General features: G+C 71.2%; 19 protein-coding genes. 8 read left to right on the forward strand and 11 right to left on the reverse strand.

Going from position 1 to position 20,113, the window contains the following annotated elements; translation table 11 throughout:
• Window positions 1-98 precede the first annotated feature (98 nt).
• Window positions 99-716, forward strand: a complete 618-nt coding sequence (locus LSF15_RS04930) for a M23 family metallopeptidase (RefSeq protein ID WP_232497400.1) — start codon at window positions 99-101, stop codon at window positions 714-716.
• Between the two features lie 25 nt (window positions 717-741).
• Here LSF15_RS04930 and LSF15_RS04935 read toward each other — a convergent pair whose 3' ends face one another.
• From LSF15_RS04935 to LSF15_RS04980, 10 genes are all read right to left on the reverse strand, one after another.
• Window positions 742-1,650, reverse strand: coding sequence for a tyrosine recombinase XerC (locus LSF15_RS04935; RefSeq protein WP_232497401.1), 909 nt, complete (start codon window positions 1,648-1,650; stop codon window positions 742-744).
• 73 nt (window positions 1,651-1,723) lie between these two features.
• Window positions 1,724-2,632, reverse strand: a complete 909-nt coding sequence (locus tag LSF15_RS04940) for a phosphodiesterase (protein WP_232497402.1) — start codon at window positions 2,630-2,632, stop codon at window positions 1,724-1,726.
• A gap of 69 nt (window positions 2,633-2,701) precedes the next feature.
• Window positions 2,702-3,940: a DNA-processing protein DprA gene (gene dprA / locus LSF15_RS04945; protein WP_232497403.1), complete on the reverse strand. Its 1,239-nt coding sequence runs from the start codon at window positions 3,938-3,940 to the stop codon at window positions 2,702-2,704.
• Window positions 3,937-5,481, reverse strand: a complete 1,545-nt coding sequence (locus LSF15_RS04950) for a YifB family Mg chelatase-like AAA ATPase (protein WP_232497404.1) — start codon at window positions 5,479-5,481, stop codon at window positions 3,937-3,939. The genes dprA and LSF15_RS04950 overlap by 4 nt, the downstream gene beginning before the upstream one ends.
• Complete coding sequence (locus tag LSF15_RS04955; RefSeq protein ID WP_232497405.1) at window positions 5,481-5,840, reverse strand: YraN family protein; 360 nt, start codon at window positions 5,838-5,840, stop codon at window positions 5,481-5,483. Before LSF15_RS04955 ends, LSF15_RS04950 begins: the two co-directional genes overlap by 1 nt.
• 115 nt (window positions 5,841-5,955) lie before the next feature.
• Window positions 5,956-6,279 (reverse strand): DUF2469 family protein, encoded by a 324-nt coding sequence (locus tag LSF15_RS04960; RefSeq protein WP_232497406.1) that lies wholly within the window; start codon window positions 6,277-6,279, stop codon window positions 5,956-5,958.
• Window positions 6,280-6,285: 6 nt separating this feature from the next.
• Window positions 6,286-6,966, reverse strand: coding sequence for a ribonuclease HII (gene rnhB, locus LSF15_RS04965; RefSeq protein WP_232497407.1), 681 nt, complete (start codon window positions 6,964-6,966; stop codon window positions 6,286-6,288).
• Window positions 6,966-7,712, reverse strand: coding sequence for a signal peptidase I (lepB, locus tag LSF15_RS04970; RefSeq protein ID WP_232497408.1), 747 nt, complete (start codon window positions 7,710-7,712; stop codon window positions 6,966-6,968). Before lepB ends, rnhB begins: the two co-directional genes overlap by 1 nt.
• Window positions 7,713-7,794: 82 nt before the next feature.
• Window positions 7,795-8,142 (reverse strand): 50S ribosomal protein L19, encoded by a 348-nt coding sequence (gene rplS / locus LSF15_RS04975; RefSeq protein WP_232497409.1) that lies wholly within the window; start codon window positions 8,140-8,142, stop codon window positions 7,795-7,797.
• Window positions 8,143-8,349: 207 nt separating this feature from the next.
• Window positions 8,350-8,874 (reverse strand): hypothetical protein, encoded by a 525-nt coding sequence (locus tag LSF15_RS04980; protein ID WP_232497410.1) that lies wholly within the window; start codon window positions 8,872-8,874, stop codon window positions 8,350-8,352.
• Between the two features lie 86 nt (window positions 8,875-8,960).
• On the opposite strand from LSF15_RS04980, the gene map reads away from it, so the two are divergent.
• On the forward strand, window positions 8,961-9,728 hold the full coding sequence (map, locus tag LSF15_RS04985; protein ID WP_232497411.1) for a type I methionyl aminopeptidase: 768 nt from the start codon (window positions 8,961-8,963) through the stop codon (window positions 9,726-9,728).
• Between the two features lie 7 nt (window positions 9,729-9,735).
• Here the strand turns inward: map and nirD are convergent, their stop codons facing one another.
• A complete protein-coding gene (gene nirD / locus LSF15_RS04990; RefSeq protein WP_232497412.1) occupies window positions 9,736-10,086 on the reverse strand; it encodes a nitrite reductase small subunit NirD in 351 nt (116 codons plus the stop codon).
• A gap of 202 nt (window positions 10,087-10,288) precedes the next feature.
• Between nirD and nirB the strand changes: the two genes are divergently transcribed.
• The 6 genes from nirB to LSF15_RS05020 all read left to right on the forward strand — a co-directional run bounded on the left by nirB (window position 10,289) and on the right by LSF15_RS05020 (window position 20,112).
• Window positions 10,289-12,904, forward strand: coding sequence for a nitrite reductase large subunit NirB (gene nirB / locus LSF15_RS04995; RefSeq protein ID WP_232497413.1), 2,616 nt, complete (start codon window positions 10,289-10,291; stop codon window positions 12,902-12,904).
• Window positions 12,901-13,677, forward strand: a complete 777-nt coding sequence (gene cobA, locus LSF15_RS05000; protein ID WP_232497414.1) for a uroporphyrinogen-III C-methyltransferase — start codon at window positions 12,901-12,903, stop codon at window positions 13,675-13,677. The genes nirB and cobA overlap by 4 nt, the downstream gene beginning before the upstream one ends.
• On the forward strand, window positions 13,674-14,804 hold the full coding sequence (locus tag LSF15_RS05005; RefSeq protein ID WP_232497415.1) for a uroporphyrinogen-III synthase: 1,131 nt from the start codon (window positions 13,674-13,676) through the stop codon (window positions 14,802-14,804). Before cobA ends, LSF15_RS05005 begins: the two co-directional genes overlap by 4 nt.
• A 135-nt stretch (window positions 14,805-14,939) precedes the next feature.
• Window positions 14,940-16,331, forward strand: coding sequence for an MFS transporter (locus tag LSF15_RS05010; protein ID WP_232497416.1), 1,392 nt, complete (start codon window positions 14,940-14,942; stop codon window positions 16,329-16,331).
• Between the two features lie 11 nt (window positions 16,332-16,342).
• The gene (locus tag LSF15_RS05015) at window positions 16,343-18,466 is read left to right on the forward strand and encodes a molybdopterin oxidoreductase family protein (protein ID WP_232497417.1); all 2,124 of its coding nucleotides are present in this window, start codon (window positions 16,343-16,345) and stop codon (window positions 18,464-18,466) included.
• A complete protein-coding gene (locus LSF15_RS05020; RefSeq protein ID WP_232497418.1) occupies window positions 18,463-20,112 on the forward strand; it encodes an FAD-dependent oxidoreductase in 1,650 nt (549 codons plus the stop codon). Before LSF15_RS05015 ends, LSF15_RS05020 begins: the two co-directional genes overlap by 4 nt.
• Window position 20,113 lies beyond the last annotated feature (1 nt).

Here is a 20,113-nt window from a genome sequence, read left to right on the forward strand (position 1 = left end):
TCGGCACTCGGCCTCCCCAACCACGAGGGGCGGTCGCGGGCTCCACAGATTCGCCCGTTCGATCTGGGGATGCCCCGCCCCCGGCCAGCATCGGACGCATGACCGATTCCGCCACCCGTTCCGTGCATCGCACACGCCTCGCGCGTCGCCTCGAGTTCGGCACCGCCGCGGTGCTGATCGTCGCGCTCGGCGCCGGGCTGGTCGCGATCTCCCCACCCGCGGCGAGCGCGCTCGGGTTCGCTCCGGTCGCCGTGTCGGCAATATCGGGGCCGGAGGCCCGCGTCGTCATCGCCGCTTCCGGCGCCTCCGATTCCTGGACCTGGCCCGTTCCCCCGCCGATCCGTGTGATCTCGCCGTTCCGCGCCCCGCCCACTCCGTACAAGGCAGGGCACCGCGGCATCGACGTGCTCGTCGAACCCGCCGCCACGGTCGTCGCTGCCGCACCGGGCACCGTGAGCTTCGCCGGCATGGTCGCCGGCCGTGGAGTCGTGGCGATCGACCACGGCGACGGAGTCGTGAGCGCGATCGAACCGGTTGCGGCCTCGGTGGCGCAGGGCGATCCAGTGTCCGCGGGCGACGTGATCGGCACCGCCACGCAGGGCGGGCACTGCACGGGCGACTGCGTGCACTTCGGGGTGCGCGTGCACGGCGAGTACGTGTCGCCCTTCCTGTTCCTCGGCGGGTTGCCGCGGGCCGTGCTGTTGCCGTTGCAGTGATCCCGGACCTCTCATCCGGTCGGGCTCAGGCGCGGGGATGCGCCGTGCGGTAGCTCTCCTTGAGCCGCTCGGCCGAGACGTGCGTGTAGATCTGCGTCGTGCCGAGACTCGCGTGGCCGAGGAACTCCTGCACCGCGCGCAGGTCGGCGCCGCCGTCGAGCAGGTGCGTCGCGGCGGTGTGCCGGAAGGCGTGCGGCCCGCTCGGACCGGTGCCGGGGATCTGCTCGAGAATCGAGGCGACGAGCCGGTAGACGCTGCGCGATCCCATCCGCGAGCCGCGAGCCCCGACGAAGACGGCCGTCGTCGCGGGGCGATCCACCAGCATCACGGGTCGCGCCGAGTCGAGGTAGCGATCGATCGCGTGTGCGGCGGGAGCCCCATAGGGCACGACGCGTTCCTTCGAGCCCTTGCCGGTGACGCGCACGGTGCGACGGCGGCGGTCGACGTCGCCCAGGTCGAGGCCGACGAGCTCCGACACGCGCAGCGCCGACGCGTAGAGCAACTCGGCGATCGCGAGATCGCGAACGGCGACCGGGTCGTCGCCACCCGCGCGCGCCGCGAGGCGTGCGAATGCCTCGTCGAGGGCGGGCACGCCGACGACGCGTGGCAGGGTGCGCTGGGCTCGCGGCGCCTTGAGGCGCGCACCGGGGTCGCTCGCGAGATCGCCGCGTCGGGTCATCCAGTGCGTGAACCCCCGAGCGGATGCCGCACGCCGCGCGATCGTGGCGCGCGCGAGACCGCGCTCCGTCGCGACCCACAGCCAGTCGCGAAGCACGGCGAGGTCGATGCCCTCGACGGTCGTGATGCCGCGCTGCTCGGCGAAGGACAGCAGGTCCGCCAGATCGGCGCGATACGCCGCGACGGTGTGGCTGGAGTACCCGCGCTCGGTCGAGACGTGCGCGAGGTAGTCGTCGAGGATCGCGTCGAGGCTCACACTCTCAGACTGCCCCCACAGGGGCCCGACGGCGCGGTGGCGCGCTGACCCGGGGCGGCTTCGCGGCGGTGACTCAGGCGACGGGCTTGCGTGAGAACCGTTCGAGTCGCTCGTCGGGTGCCAGCGCTTCGACCTCGGCGAGCAGGTCGCCGCCGAGCGCCGTGACCGTGCGGAACCGGCCGACGGGGACGACCGAGGTCACGACACCCTCGTCGAAGAGGTGCACGAGATTGAACGACCGCGCGCCGTCGACACCGAGGAGTTCACGCGGCCCGGCCGAGGCGTCGATCGTGTACGCCGTCGCACCTGCGACCGCGACGGGGATACCGGCGAAGCTGCCGTTCGTCGGGTAGTGCAGGTGCCCGCCCAGGATGAGTCGCACGTCGCGGTCGTGCACCACCCGGGCCAGTTCGTCTTGCCCGCGCAACTCGAGCACGTCCATGAGCGCGACCGGGGTCGCGATCGGCGCGTGATGCATTGCGAGCACCGTGCCGTTGGGCGCGGGCTCTTCGAGCGCGGCATCGAGCCAGGCGATGGCGACGTCGTCGAGCTCGCCGTGGTGGTAGCCGGGCACCGTCGTGTCGAGCGCGATGATGCGCAGCCCGTCGACCACGACCGTGTGGTGCACCGGCCCCGGGTCGGCGGCCGGGGCGTCGAGCAGATCGCGTCGGAACGGCCCGCGTTCGTCGTGGTTGCCCATCACCCAGACGAGATGCGCCTCGGCGGAGGCGGCGAGCGGTTCGAGCACGGCGCGCACCCTCGCGTACGCGTCGGCCTCACCGAGGTCGGCGACGTCACCGGTGACGACGATGGCGTCGAGCGCGGTGCCGAATCGTTCGAGCTGGCGCGCCGTCTGCGCGAGGGCGCTCACCGTGTCGGCGACCCCGCCGAGCGGGGCCCCGCCGTCGAGCAGGTGGGTGTCGCTCACATGCGCGATCACCTGCTTCGCCGCCGGATACCTGCCGAGTTGTGGATGCACCATCTCGCCCTCCCTCGGTCAGCCTAGAGTGTGCCTCCGTTGCACCGGGGCGAGGCGCGCGCTCGAGCTGGGTCACGCAGTGCGCCGACGCAGCCAGCGCCCCTCGCGACGCACCACGACCCCGTCGGCCTCGAGTTCGCCGAGCACCGACATCACCCTCGATGAGGCGACACCGCTGCGCTGCACGATCTCGGCCAGTTCGCGCGGCGTGCGCGTGCTGAGTTCGTCGAGCACCCGCACTCCGTCGGGCGACTCCCCCACGCCGCCCCAGCCGGAAGCGAGCCCCTCGAGGGTCGGTGAGGCCGAGCCGATCGCGAGCTCGGCCATCTGGGCGGCATCGACCACGCAGACCGCGTCGTACTCGCGCAAGAGGCGGTGGCATCCTGCCGAGGCGGGGCTCGTCACCGGTCCGGGCACCGCACCGAGCGGCCGGCCGAGGGCTGAGGCGTGGCCGGCGGTGTTGATCGATCCCGACCGCAGTCCGGCTTCGAGCACGACGGTCGCGTCGCTCGCCGCGGCGATCAACCGGTTGCGCTCGAGGAAGCGCCATTTGGTCGGGGCGGTGCCGCACGGCACCTCTGAGAGGACCGCCCCGTTGCTCGATGCGATGCGTGACAGCAACGACTCGTGCCCCATCGGATAGAACCGGTCGATTCCGCCCGCGAGGAATGCGACCGTCGTGCCGTCGCTGGCGAGGGCCGTGCGATGAGCCATGCCGTCGATACCGTACGCGCCGCCCGACACCACGACGAACCCGCGATCGGAGAGTCCGGCCGACGCCTCGCCGGTCACGTGCTCGCCGTATCCGGTCGCGGCCCGCGCCCCGACGAGCGCGATCGAGGGCGAGCCGCCGGCGAGCACGTCGATGCGCCCACGCACCCACAGACCGAGCGGTGCGTGCCGGTCGAGCTCATGCAGGCCGGCCGGCCACTCGGCATCGCCGGGAATCAAGAACCGCGCGCCGACTCGGGCGGCCTGGCCGATCGATCGCGTGAAGAACGCCGAATCGATGCGTGGCGTCCAGCGTTTGAGGCCGTCGTCGGCTTCCTTCGGCGTGATCGTCTCACCGGCCTCGCCGAGTGTGTCGACGAATGCCCGGGCCGAGCACTGCGCGAGCAGCAGGTCGGCAGCCCCGACGGCGCCGAGCACCGACACCGCGCGTCCGAGCACGCCGTCGCCGGGCTCGGCGAGCACGCCGAGCACGATGCGAGCGGTCGGCTCGAGGAGTTCGCGAAGGTCGGTCACCACGCGGGGCCGCAGCACCGCGAGCACGTCGCGGTGCTCGGCAGCGAGCCCGAGGATCGTGTTCAACTCTCGATTCCCTTCTTGAAGAACAGCGCCCGAGTGACATGCTCGGCGCGGGGCACGGCCGACCCGTCGAGATCGGCCAGGGTCCAGGCGACCTTGAGCACTCGGTCGTAGCCGCGCATCGTGATGCCGCCGCGTTCGAGCGATCGATCGAGCGCCGCGACGGCGCGGCCGCCGGGATGGAGCCGACCCGCGCCGCGGAGCCAGGGACCGGGCATCTCGGCGTTCGTGCGCCATGGTGTGCCCGCAAGCCGCTCAGCGGCGACTGCCCGGGCGTGGATGACCTTCGCCTGTGCGTCGACGCTCGACAGCCTGGTCTTCTCGCCGGCCGCGCGCAGTGCCGCCAGGGTGATGCGCGGCACCCGCAGTTGCACGTCGACGCGATCGAGCAGCGGGCCAGAGATGCGCCCGAGGTAGCGGCGCCGGGCGATCGGCGGACACGTGCACTCGGCCGTGCCGTCGTTCCCGCAGGGGCACGGGTTCGCCGCGAGCACGAGCTGGAACTTCGCCGGAAAGCTCGCCACGGCATTCGCCCGGTGGATCGCGATGCTGCCCGACTCGAGCGGCTGTCGGAGCACGTCGAGCACGGCGGACGGGAACTCCGGCGCCTCGTCGAGGAACAGCACCCCGTGCGAGGCACGCGCGGCCGCCCCCGGACGGATGAGACGGCTTCCACCGCCGACCATCGCCGCGGCGGTCGCAGTGTGGTGAGGCGCTTCGAAGGGCGGACGGAACGAGAGCCCCGCCGCGGGCCGCATTCCGGCGAGCGACCGGATGGAGGCGACCTCGAGCGCCGCGTCGGCGTCGAGATCGGGCAGGATTCCGGGCAGTCGCGAGGCGAGCATGGTCTTGCCCGCTCCGGGTGGGCCGAGCAGGTAGACGTGATGACCGCCGGCGGCAGCCACGAGCATGCCCTCGACGGCGTCGTCGTTGCCGCTCACATCGGCGAGGTCGCCGGGGATGTCGGCTTCGGTGTCGGCGGCCGTCGCCGTCGTCGCCGACGGCACCGTCTCGAATTCGCGTTCTTCGTACTCGCCGCCGTGCCAGATCGCGGCCTCGAGCAGCGAGGCGACCCCGACCACGCGGATTCCGGGAACGAGCGCCGCCTCGGTCGCATTGCCCGCCGGCACCATGACCGTGTCATGGCCGGCACGCGCAGCCGCCAGCACCGCCGGGAGGATGCCGTCGATCGGGCGCAGCCGACCGTCGAGTCCGAGCTCACCGAGATGCACGACCCGGTCGACCGATTCACGCGAGAGTTCGCCGGCCGCGGCGAGGCAGGCGATCGCGATGGCGAGGTCGAACCCCGACCCGTGCTTCGGGAGCGCGGCAGGCGACAGGTTGACGGTGAGCCGGCGCGACGGCAGCGGGCAGCCGGCGTTGATCGCTGCCGATCGCACCCGGTCGCGCGCCTCGCCGAGCGCCGCGTCGGGAAGGCCGATGATGATGAACGCGGGCAGCTGTGCCGACAGGTCGGCCTCGACTTCGACGATCGAGCCGGTGAGCCCGAGCAGGGCGATCGAGCGGGTGCGGGCGACGGGCATCAGCTGATCCCCTCGAGGTGCTCGATGAGCGCCGGAGCCTCGGCGGGGACGAGCACGGCGACCGCGTCGATGCGGATGCGCACGGCGGCCGACGAGTCGCTCGCCTCGCACCACGCGATGGCCAGCCGCCGCAGCCGCGCGAGCTTGATGGGCGTGATCGCTTCGAACGGATGCCCGTAGTCGCCGTTCGAACGCGTCTTCACCTCGATGAAGACGAGGTCGCCGCCGTCTTCGGCGACGATGTCGATCTCACCGAGCCGGCATCGCCAGTTGCGCTCGAGCACCGACATGCCCCGTGCCTCGAGATGGTCGACCGCGAGCTGTTCGCCGCGCCGACCGAGTTCCGCGTTGTGCGCCATGTGCACCTCCGCGAACAGCGTCGCGGAGGTGCATCCGTCGGCCGGCTCGCAGCGGTCTCACCGTGCAGAACCGGCGACCGGCGCAGACTGTCGAGGACGAGTGGGGCAGCGGGCGCTACTCGTCGAGGGCGAGCTCCTTCGGGAGCTCGAAATCACGCGTGGCCAGCTCTTCGACGTTGACGTCCTTGAAGGTGAGCACCCGCACGGCCTTGACGAACCGGTCTGCGCGGTAGACGTCCCAGACCCAGACGTCTTTCATCGTGAGCTCGAAGTAGAAGTCGTGCTCGGTGTCGCGCCGCACGAGTTCGACCTCGTTCGCGAGGTAGAACCGTCGCTCGGTCTCGACCACGTACTTGAATTGCGCGACGATGTCACGGTATTCGCGGTACAGGGCCAGCTCGACCTCGCGGTCGTAGTCTTCGAACTCGTCCTCATCCATCGGGATTCATCCTACGCTGAGGTCGAAGAGCGTCGGCGCCTCTGGCCCTCGCTCGTGCAGCCAGGTCTTGCGGTGCAGGTCGCTCGCGCCGTGCTCGTCGATGGCCGCGAAATGGGCGCGGCTCGAGTAGCCCTTGTTCTCGTCCCAGGCATACAGCGGGGTGGCCTCGTGCGCGCGGCGCATGCCGCCGTCGCGGTGCACCTTCGCGATGACGGATGCCGCTGCCACGGACGCGCAGTCGCGGTCGGCCTTGATGCGGGTCGAGACCCGGGCCCGGTGTGCGATGGCGCCGCTCAGCCAGTCGTGGTTGCCGTCGAGGATGAGCGGCAGGTCGATCGCGTCGACCGGCAGTTCGAGCGCCGCGAACGCCCGCGCGCCGGCGAGCCCGAGGCAGGCCATGATGCCGAGTTCGTCGATCTCTGCCGCACTCGCCTCGCCAACGGCCCACGACCGCACCCATGCGACCGCCCGTGGTGCCATCGCCTCGCGGCGCGGCTCGGTCATGAGCTTCGAGTCGCGAAGGCCGGCCGGCATGCGGCGCACCCCGGCATCGATGACCACCATGCCGACGGCGACGGGGCCGGCGAGCGCGCCCCGACCCACCTCATCGCAGGCGAGCACGAGCGGCGCGCCCTCGTCGAACATCACGCGCTCGACCCGCAGGTTGGGAACGACGGAGGGCGACATCAGCCCGCCGCCTCTTCGACACCGGCGAAGACGCCCGGGTAGTTGTCGAGCCACGCCCAGTGCGAGACCGGCCAGCTCACCACGAATGCGCGACCGACGACGTTGTCGACCGGAACGAACCCCTCGAGCGGGGTTCCGCCGTTGTAGCGCGAGTCCTTCGAGTTGTAGCGGTTGTCGCCCATGACCCAGAGCGAGTCGTCGGGAACCGTGACGTCGAAGTCGAGCTCGGAGACCTTCGTCGTTCCGGGCGGAAGGGCCACGTAGGGCTCGTCGAGCGGCACCCCGTTGACGCTCATCTGCCCGAGCGCGTTGCAGCATACGACGTGGTCGCCGGGCATGCCGATGACGCGCTTGACGAGATGATCGTTCGAGTCGGGCGCGGAGAGTCCGACGAACGCGAGGAACCAGTCGAACGCCGCGATGAGCGGCGGCTGCGAAGGGTCGACCCGCGCCGGCAACCACCCGCCCGGGTCTTCGAAGACCACGACGTCGCCGTGCTGGATGGGAGCGAGGTCGGGAACGAGCTGATTGACGATGATGCGATCGTCTTGCACGAGCGTCTGCTCCATCGACGCCGACGGGATGAAGAACGATCGGATGAGGAACGTCTTGATGAGGAATGACACCAGCACCGCCACCACGAAGATGACGAGGAGGTCGCGGAAGAACAGCAGCGTGCTGCGCTTCCTGCGTGCCGATGCTGAGCCCGCGCGTTCGATACGCGTGCTTGTGTCTTCTTCTGTCATTTAACCGCCCGAGCTCCCCACCAGTCTATGGTGGGGAGCTCGGGTTCGAGTTCGCGTGTCGGTGCGATTCGCGCGAGGCGGATCAGCTGTCGCGCTTCTCCTTGATCTTGGCCTTCTTGCCGCGGAGCTTGCGCAGGTAGTACAGCTTCGCGCGGCGCACGTCGCCGCGGGTGACGATCTCGATGTGGTCGATGACCGGCGAGTGCACCGGGAACTTGCGCTCGACGCCGACCTGGAAGCTGACCTTGCGGACCGTGAAGGTCTCGCGCACGCCTTCGCCCTGACGGCCGATGACGACGCCCTGGAATACCTGGATGCGCGAACGCGTGCCTTCGATGATGTTGACGTGCACCTTGACGGTGTCGCCGGGGCGGAAGTCGGGGATGTCCGACCTCAGGCTCGCGGCGTCGACATGGTCGAGGATGTGCATGATGGTTCGCTCTCTGCGCCCGCCACCGGTCGAACGCGGATCTGTGAATAGAAGTGTCTGGTGCCGCCCGCGCGAACATTCGATGAACGATCGCGCTGCGCGTGCTCCCCGGAGGCAGAGCTCTGCGGCGGCACAATCGTCCATTCTGCCATGCCGGGTGCCGTCAGGCAAAGCGAACGAACGGATGTCCCGTACGCGACCCCTGCGTCAGTCGCGCAGCTCGTGCACGATGATGACCTCGCCGTCGTCGTCGTCGCGCCCCGAGCCCGGCGACGACCCGCGCTCGCCGGTGCTCGCCGGCCCGTCCTGCGTGCCCGGCTGCTGGGCGGCGAGTCGCTCGAACTCGTCCATCGAGGCCTTCATGCGCCTGGCCCCGTCGGAGATGAGCTGCCACAGCGAGACCCAGAACGCCGCGATCGCACCGATGACGGCGAGCACTGCGAACCAGGCGCCGCCGGAGCCGAAGAAGCCCGTGGCGATGATGGCCGCATGCCAGGCGCCGAGCACGCCGACATCGACCCATGAAGCGGCGCGCTCGGCGCGCACCGTCGGTCGGGCGTTGACGAGGAGCGCCACGATGCCGAGCGCGACGAACGCCACGGGCACGACGATGGCGAGGCCCAGGGTGCCCCAGCCGCCCGAGCCGAACACGGCCCAGCCCACGAGAAGCCATACCGGCAGCGCGATGACCGCGATGAACTGCCAGCGATAGAAGAGGCGCCGGAGGAGCATGTGCCAAGGCTAGCGGCCGCGGCTTCGAGTCAGCCGGGTGTTCACTCAGGGCGGAGCCGACAGAATGGACTGCGGAGAGGATGGGCATGATCGAACTGAGGACCCCTGCCGAGATCGAGGAGATGCGTCCCGCGGGCCGCTTCGTGGCGAGCGTGCTCGAAGCCACCGCGGCCGCCGCCGGCGTCGGCGTGAACCTGCTCGAGCTCGACGCGCTCGCGCACGAGCTGATCAGGAAGGCCGGCGCCGAGAGCTGCTACATCGACTACCACCCGTCGTTCGGCGCGAGCCCGTTCGGCAAGGTCATCTGCACCTCGGTGAACGATGCCGTGCTGCACGGACTGCCGTTCGACTACCGGCTGCGCGACGGCGACCTGCTGAGCCTCGATTTCGCGGCATCGGTGAACGGCTGGGTCTCGGACTCGGCGCTCTCGATCGTCGTCGGCACCCCGCGCGATGGCGACCTGCGCCTCATCGACACCACGCAGCGCGCACTCGAGGCCGGCATCGCGGCCGCGCGGGTCGGCAACCGCATCGGCGAAATCTCACGCGCCATCGGTGACATCGCGAAGGCCGCCGGCTACGCCGTCAACACCGATTTCGGCGGCCACGGCGTGGGCCGCACGATGCACGGCGACCCGCACGTGGCCAACAGCGGGAGGCCGGGGCGCGGCCTGCCGCTGAAGCCCGGTCTCGTCATCGCGATCGAGCCGTGGTTCCTCGAGACGACCGACCGCATCTTCACCGACCCCGACGGCTGGACCCTGCGCAGCGCCGATGGCTCACGCGGGGCCCATTCCGAACACACGATCGCGATCACCGACGGTGACCCCATCGTGCTCACACAGCGCGACTGAGCGTGCGTCAGCCGTCGAGTTCCACCTCGACCATGCCGCCCACGATGCGCGTGCGGTAGGTGCGCAGCACGAGCGACGGGTCGGTGAAGCACTCCCCCGTGCCGAGGTCGTAGACCTCCTTGTGCAGCGGTGACGCGATGGTCGGCCGCTCGCCGCGCGACCCGACGATGCCCCGCGCCATGACCGGCGCGCCGGTGTGCGGGTCGTGGTGGTCGACGGCGTACACCTCGTCGCCGGTGACACGCACGAGGGCGATCTGCTGCGCCCCCATGAGGGCGACCTCGCCCCAGCCGTGCTCGAGCTCGTCGACCTCGCAGGCGGGGTTCCAGGCGGCGGTGCGTTCGATGGTGAATGACATCTCTGCTCCTCTCGTGTCGTGGCAGCGACATTACGGCGCGGCTGTTTCGCCCGGGACATCCGCCTGTTTCGACGACGTGAAACTCGGCTCACACGACCGGCCGATCGGTGTGCGGTCGACGTGTGACGCGGTTACGTGGTCGTAACAGGGCCGAAACGGCCCGACCGTACGCTCGCAGCCAATCGAGCCACGGAGGGCCGCCATGACCCACACCACTCACACCGGATCCGGCGTCCGCGACGTCGTCGTCGTGGGCGGCGGACCCGCCGCCCACCGCCTCGCCGACAGCCTGCACGCCCGCGACGGCGGCCGCACCCTGCGGGTGACGGTCGTCGGCGAGGAGGTGCACGCTCCGTACGACCGTGTCGCGCTGAGCACACGGCTGGCGGATGTCGCGACCGACCTGACCCTGGCGCCGACCTCGATGTGGCACGAGGGCGGCGTTCGGCTGCTCGCGGGCGAGCGGGTCGTCGCGATCGACCGCGAGGCCGGCACGGCGACGACCTCCGGTGGCCTCGTGCTGCCGTGGGACGATCTGGTGCTCGCGACCGGGTCGAGCGCGCCGGTGCCCGATCTTCCCGGGCGGGACCACGCCCGGGTGTATCGCACGATCGACGATGTCGACGCGCTCGTCGCCGAGGTGCGCGACCTCGCTGCGACACACGGCCGGCCGGCGCGCGTGGTCGTCGCGGGCGGCGGCCTGCTGGGGCTCGAGGCAGCGGGCGGCCTCGCGAAGCTCGGCGCGCACGCCGCCGTCGTGCACTCGGGCGGCTGGCTCATGTCCGCCCAACTCGATGAGGGCGCCGGACGTGCGCTCGGCCGCATCATCGCCGGGCAGGGCATCGGGCTGCACCTCGGCGTTCGGCCGTCGGCGGTGGTCGTCGAGGACGACTCCGTGGTCGGCGTCGACCTCACGAACGGCCGGCACATCGAGGCCGACCTCGTGGTGTTCGCGATCGGCATCAGCCCCCGCGACGAACTCGCGCGCGGACTCGGGCTCGAGCTCGGCCCGCGCGGCGGCGCCGCGATCGACACGTCGTGCGCGACGTCGGCACCCGGCATCTGGGCGATCGGCGAGGTCGCGAGCTTCGAGGGTCGCTGCACCGGGCTCGTCGCTCCGGCGAATGCGATGGCCGAGGTCGTGGCCGATCGGCTGCTCGGCGGCGCGGCCGAGTTCACGAGCGTCGACGATGCGACGAAGCTGAAGCTCTCGGGTGTCGACGTCGCCAGCTTCGGCGATGCCCTCGCCCGCACCGAGCAGGCACTCGAGATCGTCTACGCCGACCCGGCACGCGGGCTCTACCAGAAGCTCGTCATGACCGATGACGCGACGACACTGCTCGGCGGCATCTTCGTCGGTGACGCCTCCCCCTATGCGTCGCTGCGCCCGCTGCTCGGCACGCAGCTGTCGAGCGAGCCGGCCGCGTATCTGTCGGCATCGGGCATGGAGGCGCCCGCTGGAGATGAACTGCCCGCCGCGGCCCTCGTGTGCGCGTGCAACAACGTGACCGCCGGAACCATCCGCGACGCCGTCACCGGCGCGCACGCGGCGCACGACGACGGCTGCGCCGAGCTCGGCGCCCTGAAGGCCTGCACGCGCGCCGGGACCCAGTGCGGTTCGTGCGTGCCCCTCGTGAAGAAGCTGCTCGAGTCCGAGCTGACGAAGGCGGGCGTGACCCCGTCGCGTGCGCTCTGCGAGCACTTCGCGCTCAGCCGGCAGGAACTGTTCGAGTCGGTACGGGTGCTCGAGCTCGCCTCGTTCGACGAGATCATCGCGCGCCTCGGCACCGGGCGCGGCTGCGACGTGTGCAAGCCCGTCATCGGCTCGATCCTGGCGACGCAGCACGGTTCGTACATCCTCGACGGCGGCCGCGGCGGCCTGCAGGACACCAACGACCGGGCCATGGCCAACATGCAGAAGGACGGCACCTACTCGGTCGTCCCCCGTATCCCCGCCGGTGAGATCACGCCCGAGAAGCTCGCCGTGATCGCCGAGGTCGCGCTCGACTACGGCCTGTACACGAAGATCACCGGCGGCCAGCGCATCGACCTCTTCGGCGCACGACTCGATCAGCTCCCCGAGATCTGGAGACGGCTCGTCGACGCCGGGTTCGAGTCGGGCCAGGCGTACGGCAAGGCGCTGCGCAACGTGAAGAGCTGCGTCGGCTCGACCTGGTGCCGGTACGGCGTGCAGGACTCGGTGGCGATGGCCGTGCAGCTCGAACTGCGCTATCGCGGCCTGCGTTCGCCGCACAAGCTCAAGTTCGGCGTCTCGGGCTGCGCCCGCGAGTGCGCCGAGGCGCGCGGCAAGGATGTCGGGGTCATCGCCACCGACCAGGGCTGGAACATGTACGTGGGCGGCAACGGCGGATTCCAGCCGGCCCACGCCCAGCTGCTCGCGAGCGACCTCGACGACGAGACGCTGCTGCGCTACATCGACCGCTACATCATGTACTACGTGCGCACCGCCGATCGCCTGCAGCGCACGGCACGCTGGATCGAGGACATCGAGGGCGGCCTCGACCATGTGCGCGACGTCGTCGTGAACGACTCCCTCGGCCTCGCCGACGAACTCGAGCAGGCGATGGCCAGACACGTCGACACCTACGAGGACGAGTGGGCGGCGACCCTCGCCGACCCTGAGCGGCTGCGGCGATTCCGCTCGTTCGTGAATGCGCCGAACCAGCCCGATCCCTCGATCGCACGGGTGGCCGACGATCGCGGGCAGTTCCGCCCCGCGACCGCCGAGGAGCGCGAGCGCGGCGAGGCCGTGCTCGTCGCCGGAACCACGATCCCCGTGCGGGGGGCCGGCGAATGACCGGCCAGGTGACGCTCGTCGGCGGCGGGCCCGGCCGTGAGGACCTGCTGACCCTCGCCGCGGTGCGCGCCCTCGAAGCGGCCGATGTCGTGCTCTACGACCGGCTCGCACCGTACGAGGGCCTGACCCGCCTCGCACCGACCGCCGAGCTCGTCGACGTCGGCAAGCGCCCGGGTCACCACGCGATTCCGCAGCACGAGATCGAGGAACTGCTCGTGGAGCACGCGCTCGCCGGCCGCCACGTCGTGCGACTCAAGGGCGGCGACCCGTACGTGCTGGGTCGCGGGGGCGAGGAGGTGCTCGCGTGCCACCGGGCCGGCATCGCGGTCGACGTCATCCCGGGTGTCACGAGCGCCGTGGCCGTCCCCGGCGCCGCCGGGATCCCGCTCACCCACCGCGGCATCAGCCACCTCTTCACCGTCGTGTCGGGGCACGCGCCGCTCACCGATGACGAGCTCACCCACCTCGCGGGCCTCGGCGGCACGATCGTCGTGCTCATGGGCGTGAACTCGCTGCCCTCGCTCACCGCCGGCCTCGCGCGGCACGGCATGTCGGTCGACATGCCCGTCGCGATCGTCGAGCGCGGATTCCAGCCCGGCCAGCGCACGACGATCGGCACCCTCGCCGACATCGTGTTCGCCGCCGGGCGTGCGCACGTGACCTCGCCCGCGATCGTGGTCGTCGGCGACGTGGTGCGCCTCGCGCATGACGGCGATGCCGAGGCATCCGATCTCATGCGACGAGCGGCGGGATTCGCGGCGGTGTCCACGTGACTGATCTCATGGAGGCACCGCCGGCATTCCGGCCCGACCAGCTCGCCGGGTTCCGCATCGGGGTCACGAGCGATCGCCGCTCAGCCGACCTCATCGACGCGCTCGCGCGCCGCGGCGCCCACGTGCTGCATGCGCCGACGCTGCGCATGGCCAACGCGATCTCCGATGATCCCGTGATCGCCGACACGCGCGCGATCATCGATGCACGGCCCGATGTGCTGCTCGCGACGACCGCGTACGGCGTGCGCCGGTGGTTCGAGGTCGCGGATGCCGCGGGCCTCGGTGAGGACCTCGTCGAGGCGCTCTCCGGCACGGCGATCCTGGTGCGCGGGCCGAAGGCGCGCGGTGGGATCCGCGCGGCGGGGCTCAACGATGTCGGAATGAGCGCCGAGGAGACCACGGAGTCGCTCATCGACGAGGTGCTCACCGCCTATCCCGAGGGGCTCACGATCGCCGTGCAGCTGCACGGATTCCTCAATCCGTCGCAGCTCGTGCGCCTGCACGATGCGCACGCCCGCGTGCTCACCGTCGAACCGTACCGGTGGATCGAGACCGACGAGACCGACGACCGGGTCGACCGCCTCATCGACGCCGCGTGCTCGGGCGGTCTCGACTGCATCACGTTCACGAGCGCACCCGCCGTGCACGCGCTGTTCATCGCCGCCGAGGCGCGAGGGCGCTACGACGACCTCATCGACGCGATGTGCGGGCCGGTCGTCGCGGCCGCCGTCGGCCCTGTCACCTCCGCGCCGCTCATCGATGCCGGGGTGATGCCGCTCCAGCCCGAACGATTCCGCATGGGCGCGCTCATCCGGCTCGTGTGCGAGCACCTGGAGTCGGCGCGGGTCGTGCGCCTCGACACGCGACACGGACCGATCGCGCTGCGCGGTTCCGTGGTCGACGTCGATGACCGCCGGGTGGCGCTCGCGCCCGTCGCGCTCGGGATCCTGCGCGCCCTCGTGCAGGCGCGAGGATCGGTCGTCGCCCGCGATCGGCTCGCCGCCGGCCTTCCCGGCACGAACGACGAGCACGCACTCGAAGTGGCACTGAGCCGGCTCCGCCAGACCATCGGCGTACCCGGGCTCATCGCGACGGTCGTCAAGCGGGGATACCGGATCGATGTCTGATGACGACCTCACACGCCAGGCCGCTTCGGGTGAGCAGCTGGAGACGCAGGGTTTACGACCCGACCGAGTCGCGGAAACACGGCGCCAATAACGTCGGCAGCACGCTCCACCCGCGACGACACCCCGGAGGCACCGATGACCGAGACCCTCAGCACCGCTCCCCCGCAGGACGACCGGACCGTCGCACCCGCGACGACTGCCCTCGCCACGAGGCCCGGCCGGTGGATCGATCACTGGAACCCCGAAGATGAGGGGCAGTGGCGCACCGAGGGGCGCGCCATCGCCCGCCGCAACCTCAACTGGTCGATCTTCGCCGAGTTCCTCGGGTTCGTCGTCTGGCAGCTGTGGTCGATCGTCGTCGTGACGCTGCCGGCGGCGGGCTTCGACCTCGACACCGGCGAGATCTTCTGGCTCATCTCCATCCCGAGCCTCGTCGGCGCAACGCTTCGCATCCCCTATTCCTTCTTCGTCCCGATGTTCGGCGGCCGGAACTGGACGATCATCTCGGCCGGCCTGCTCCTCGCACCGACCATCGCGCTCGCCGTGTGCGTGTCGAACCCCGAGACGCCGTTCGGCGTGCTCCTCGCGGCGGCCGCCCTCGCCGGATTCGGCGGCGGCAACTTCGCCAGTTCGATGTCGAACATCACCTACTTCTACCCGCAGCGGGAGAAGGGCTGGGCGCTCGGCCTGAACGCGGCCGGCGGCAACATCGGCGCCGCTGTCGCCCAGTTCATCGTCCCGATCGCGATCACGATCGGTGCGGGCGCGACCCTCAATCTGACGGTCGCCGGCTGGATCTGGATCCCGTTCATCCTGCTCGCGATGTTCGGCGCCTACCGCTACATGGACAACCTCTCGAATGCCAAGGCCGACGTCTCCGGTTCCGCCGCAGCGCTCAAGGAGCCGCACCTCTGGCTCATGTCCGTGCTCTACATCGGCACCTTCGGCTCGTTCATCGGCTTCGCGAGCGTGTTCCCGAAGCTCATCGCCGACCAGTTCCCCGAGTTCTCGGCCATCGCGGTGGGTGGTGCGTCGATCTCCCTGGCGTTCCTCGGAGCGCTCGTCGGGTCGCTCTCACGCCCCTTCGGCGGCCGGCTCGCAGACCGGTTCGGCGGCGCCCGCATCACGATGGTCGCCTTCGCGGCCATGGCGACGATCACCGTCGGCGTACTGCTCACGCTGCCGCTCGGCGACTTCTGGCTGTTCCTGGGTCTTTTCCTCCTCCTCTTCGCGGCGGCGGGCGTCGGCAACGGCTCGACGTACCGCATGGTGCCGATCGTCTTCGCCCTCCGTGCATCCGGCGACGACGCCGCCAAGAAGCGCAAGGCTGCCGCCGCCCTCGGCCTCATCTCGGCGATCGGCGCGTACGGCGGCTTCCTCATCCCGCAGGCCCTCAACCTGTCCTTCCAGGCCACGGGCGGCTACAGCAGCGCGTTCGTCGGATTCATCGCCGTCTACGCGGTGCTCCTCCTCATCACCTACGGCGTCTACGTGCGGTCCGGCCGTCTGCGCGAACACCAGATCTGAATCGAGGCCGCATGACCCGTTCCGCCGACTCGCACTGCCCGTACTGCGCCCTCCAGTGCGCGATGACGCTCACCCCGACGGATGCCGTGACGGATGCCGCTGCACCTGCCGTCGCGCCCGTGACGGTCGCCGGCCGCGACTTCCCGACGAATCGCGGCGGCCTGTGCAAGAAGGGCTGGACCTCGGCGGAGCTGCTCCGCGCACCCTCACGCCTCGGCGCCCCGCTCGTGCGGGGCGCCGACGGCGCGTTCCACGAGGCGAGCTGGGACGAGGCGCTCGACCTCGTGGCGACCTCGCTGCGCGACATCCGATCGGAGACGGGCCCCGACGCGGTCGGGGTGTTCGGCGGCGGCGGACTCACCAACGAGAAGGCCTACCTGCTCGGCAAGTTCGCCCGGCTCGCGCTCGGCACGAGCCGCATCGACTACAACGGCCGCTACTGCATGTCGTCAGCCGCCGCGGCGGGCAATCGCGCGTTCGGGGTCGATCGTGGCCTGCCGTTCCCCCTCGAGGACCTCGACGGGGCCTCCACGATCCTGCTCCTCGGCACGAACGTCGCCGAGACGATGCCTCCCTTCATCGGGCACCTCGCCGGGGCGCAGGCCGCCGGCGGGCTCGTCGTCGTCGACCCGCGCCGCACGGCGACCGCACGGCTCACCGACGACGGCAAGGGGCTGTACGTGCAGCCGGCCCCCGCCACCGACCTCGCCCTGCTGCTCGGATTGATCCACATCGTCATCGCGGAGCGGCTCTTCGATGCCGAGTACGTCGCCGCGCGCACGGTCGGATTCGATCGGCTGCGCCGCAGCGTCGCCTCGTGGTGGCCCGAGCGCGTGCAGTCGGTGACGGGCGTGGCCGCGCTGACCCTGCGCCGGCTGGCCCGCCGGCTCGCGTCGGGCGAGGGCACGTACATCCTCACGGGCCGGGGCGTCGAGCAGCATGTCGACGGCACCGACACCGCAACGGCCGCGATCAACCTCGCGCTGCTGCTCGGCCTGCCCGGCCGGCCGGGCAGCGGCTACGGCACGCTCACCGGCCAGGGCAACGGCCAGGGCGGCCGCGAGCACGGCCAGAAGTGCGACCAGCTCCCCGGGTACCGCAAGATCGTCGACCCCGAGGCTCGCGCGCACGTGGCGCGGGTGTGGGGGGTCGACCCCGACGTCATCCCCGGCCCCGGCGTGCCGGCCGTGGAGCTGCTGCAATCGCTGGGGCAGCCCGGCGGCGTGCGCGCACTCATGGTGCACGGCTCCAACATCGTCGTGTCGTCTCCGAACGTCGACGCCGTGCGGGCGGGCCTCGAACGGCTCGACCTCCTCGTCGTGTGCGACTTCTTCCTCTCCGAGACCGCGGCCCTCGCCGACGTCGTGCTGCCCATCACGCAGTGGGCTGAGGAGGAGGGCACCATGACCTCGCTCGAGGGGCGGGTCATCCGCCGCCGCCGCGCGACCACCCCGCCCGCCGGGGTGCGCGACGAGCTGTGGATCCTCGCCGAGCTCGCGCGCCGACTCGAATGCACGGCAGCCTTCGACACCGATCCCGAACGGGTCTTCGAGGAGCTCCGCCTTGCGTCCGAGGGCGGTATCGCCGACTACTCGGGCATCGACTATGCCATGCTCGATCGCGGCGAGGCGGCCTTCTGGCCGTACCCGCGCGGCAGCGCCGGCACGCCACGTCTCTTCGCCGACCGCTTCGCGCACCCCGACGGGCTCGCGCGGCTCGTCTCCGTGTCGCTGCGCGAGTCCGCGCGACCACGGCCCGCCGACGGCGAGCTCACGCTGGTCACCGGGCGCCTGCTCGAGCACTACCAGAGCGGCGCGCAGACGCGTCGCGTTCCAGAGCTCCTCGAGGCTCAGCCCGAGGCCGTCGCGTCGATGCATCCGGCGACCGCCGACCGGCTCGGCATCGGCGAAGGCGACGACCTCGAGGTCGCCAACCAGCGGGGCGCGGTGCGCGTGCGCGCCAAGCTCACGACCGACATCCGGCCCGATGCCGTGTTCCTGCCGTTCCACTACGGCGACCGGCAGGCGGCGAACCTGCTCACGTCCGACGCGGTCGACCCGATCTCGTCGATGCCCGAGTTCAAGACCAACGTTGTGCGCGTCACGCGCCTCACGGAAGCCGGAGCCCCCGCATGAGCGCACTCAGGATCGTCCTCGTCGGCTACGGCCCGGTCGGCGCCCGCTTCGTCGAGGGGCTGCTGCCGTCGGTGCAGACCGGCGCTGTCGAGCTCACGGTGATCGCCGGCGAAGACGTCGAGGCGTACAACCGCGTGCTCGTCGCCGAGTACGCGGTGGGCAACACCGACCTCGATGCGATGCTCGTCGGCGATCGCGAGACCGCCGAGGAGGCCGGTGCGCGCGTGCTGCTCGGCGTCGCAGCCACCTCGATCGACCGAGCCGCGAAGGTCGTGCGACTCACCACCGGCGACGAGCTTCTCTATGACCGGCTCGTGCTCGCGACGGGGTCGCGGGCCAACGTCCCGACCCTCGACGGCGTCGAGCGGCACCGCCGCGACCTCGCCTCGCTCGAGAAGTACGGGTCGTCGCTCGTCGCACGTGACGACGGCCTTCCCGACGGCGTCACCGCCCTACGTGATCTCGCCGACGCCGAGCGCGTGCTCGAGGCCGTTCGCGCCCGGAAACGCATCATCGTGCTCGGGGCCGGCGTGCTCGGTCTCGAGTTGGCCCTCGCCGCCGCCCACGCAGGCGCCCAGGTGTGCGTGGTGCACCACGGCCCGCACCCGATGCCGCGCAACCTCGACCGCGGTGGCGGGCAGGTGCTGCGCGCCGCACTGCGCCGCACCGGCATCACCGTCATCGCGCACAGCCGCGCCGAGGCGGTGGCGTTCCGCACCGACGACCAGGGGAACCGCCGGTTCGACATGCTCGTCACGGCCGATGGCAAGCAGCTGCGGGGCGACCTCCTCGTGCTGTCGTGCGGCGTGAGCCCTCGCAACGAACTCGCGACGCTCGCCGGACTGCGCACCGCCGTCGGCGTCGTCGTGCACCCCGACCTGAGGTCCTGGACCGACCCGAGCATCTTCGCGATCGGCGACTGCGCCCAGGTCGTGGAGCGCACCGAGGAGCTCGCGACCCAGCGGGTGCTGCCCGGAGCACCCTCGGGCCTCATCGGCCCGGGGTGGCGTCAGGCCGACTGGCTGGCGGGCGCCCTGACCGCCGAGGCCGGGCTGATCGCCGCCGCGGGCGGGCGCGACGACGGAGCCGGGTCATCCGATCGCTCGTCGGCCGGGGTACCGGCGGAGCGCGAGCCGATCGTGATGCTGAAGGCCGAGCACATCGACGTCGTGGCCGTCGGCGACGTCACCGCCGACCCGTGGGACGACGATGCCCTGTACCCCAGGCGGCGCGTCTCGCAATGGGCCGACCCCGAGCACCTGCGATACGTGAAGATGGTCACCGACGATGGCGCACTGACGGGCTTCGTGAGCGTCGGCATGCCGCGCACGGCCGCCGAGCTCACCCTGCTCTTCGAGCGGCGCGGCGAACTGCCGGCCGACCGCTCGCTGCTGCTGCGCTTCGACGGTCCCGACTACGATCCCGCGGCCGACGCCGACGCGTTCGCGCCCACGTCGACGGTGTGCTGGTGCAACGGCGTCACCGTGGGCCGCATCGAGGAGTCCGCAGCCTGCGGCAACACGACCGTCGAGTGCGTGGGCCGCGACACCCGTGCGGGCACCGGCTGCGGCGGTTGCAAGGGCCGCATCGCCGAGGTGCTCTCGCGCGCCGCGGAGGCCGACGGCACGCCGAGCCTCATGCCGTGAT

Source organism: Agromyces humatus, assembly GCF_021228295.1.
Taxonomy (GTDB): Bacteria; Actinomycetota; Actinomycetes; order Actinomycetales; family Microbacteriaceae; genus Agromyces; species Agromyces humatus.

Bases quoted from the DNA above. Each gene is read 5' to 3' on its own strand.
- LSF15_RS04930 (WP_232497400.1), top strand. From the start codon at position 99: ATGACCGATTCCGCCACCCGTTCCGTGCATCGCACACGCCTCGCGCGT.
- LSF15_RS04940 (WP_232497402.1), bottom strand. From the start codon at position 2,632: ATGGTGCATCCACAACTCGGCAGGTATCCGGCGGCGAAGCAGGTGATC.
- LSF15_RS04950 (WP_232497404.1), bottom strand. From the start codon at position 5,481: ATGCCCGTCGCCCGCACCCGCTCGATCGCCCTGCTCGGGCTCACCGGC.
- LSF15_RS04955 (WP_232497405.1), bottom strand. From the start codon at position 5,840: ATGGCGCACAACGCGGAACTCGGTCGGCGCGGCGAACAGCTCGCGGTC.
- LSF15_RS04960 (WP_232497406.1), bottom strand. From the start codon at position 6,279: ATGGATGAGGACGAGTTCGAAGACTACGACCGCGAGGTCGAGCTGGCC.
- rnhB (WP_232497407.1), bottom strand. From the start codon at position 6,966: ATGTCGCCCTCCGTCGTTCCCAACCTGCGGGTCGAGCGCGTGATGTTC.
- lepB (WP_232497408.1), bottom strand. From the start codon at position 7,712: ATGACAGAAGAAGACACAAGCACGCGTATCGAACGCGCGGGCTCAGCA.
- rplS (WP_232497409.1), bottom strand. From the start codon at position 8,142: ATGCACATCCTCGACCATGTCGACGCCGCGAGCCTGAGGTCGGACATC.
- LSF15_RS04980 (WP_232497410.1), bottom strand. From the start codon at position 8,874: ATGCTCCTCCGGCGCCTCTTCTATCGCTGGCAGTTCATCGCGGTCATC.
- map (WP_232497411.1), top strand. From the start codon at position 8,961: ATGATCGAACTGAGGACCCCTGCCGAGATCGAGGAGATGCGTCCCGCG.
- nirD (WP_232497412.1), bottom strand. From the start codon at position 10,086: ATGTCATTCACCATCGAACGCACCGCCGCCTGGAACCCCGCCTGCGAG.
- nirB (WP_232497413.1), top strand. From the start codon at position 10,289: ATGACCCACACCACTCACACCGGATCCGGCGTCCGCGACGTCGTCGTC.
- cobA (WP_232497414.1), top strand. From the start codon at position 12,901: ATGACCGGCCAGGTGACGCTCGTCGGCGGCGGGCCCGGCCGTGAGGAC.
- LSF15_RS05010 (WP_232497416.1), top strand. From the start codon at position 14,940: ATGACCGAGACCCTCAGCACCGCTCCCCCGCAGGACGACCGGACCGTC.
- LSF15_RS05015 (WP_232497417.1), top strand. From the start codon at position 16,343: ATGACCCGTTCCGCCGACTCGCACTGCCCGTACTGCGCCCTCCAGTGC.
- LSF15_RS05020 (WP_232497418.1), top strand. From the start codon at position 18,463: ATGAGCGCACTCAGGATCGTCCTCGTCGGCTACGGCCCGGTCGGCGCC.